The sequence below is a fragment of the Solihabitans fulvus genome, assembly GCF_008386585.1.
Lineage (GTDB): Bacteria > Actinomycetota > Actinomycetes > Mycobacteriales > Pseudonocardiaceae > Solihabitans > Solihabitans fulvus.
The window spans coordinates 1-234 of sequence record NZ_VUOB01000418.1 but is presented as its reverse complement, the minus strand read 5'-3'; the positions used below and the strand labels follow the sequence as shown (position 1 = coordinate 234).

Sequence of the window (234 nt, the reverse complement as noted above, 5' to 3'; positions counted from 1 at the left end):
CCATCATTGATGCTCCTGGACACAGAGATTTCATCAAGAACATGATCACAGGAACCTCTCAGGCTGATTGCGCTGTGCTCATCGTAGCTGCCGGTACCGGTGAATTCGAAGCTGGTATCTCTAAGAACGGTCAAACCCGTGAGCATGCCTTGCTCGCTTTCACCCTCGGTGTCAAACAGCTCATCGTAGGAGTAAACAAAATGGATTCCACTGAACCACCATACAGTGAGCCCT

At 50.0% G+C, this 234-nt stretch carries 1 protein-coding gene; it reads left to right on the top strand.

Translation table 11 applies throughout. The annotated features are described in order from the left end of the window. Positions 1–41 precede the first annotated feature (41 nt). The coding region (locus tag F0L68_RS46210; protein ID WP_240543058.1) for a GTP-binding protein at positions 42–234 on the top strand (193 nt) is incomplete at its 3' end.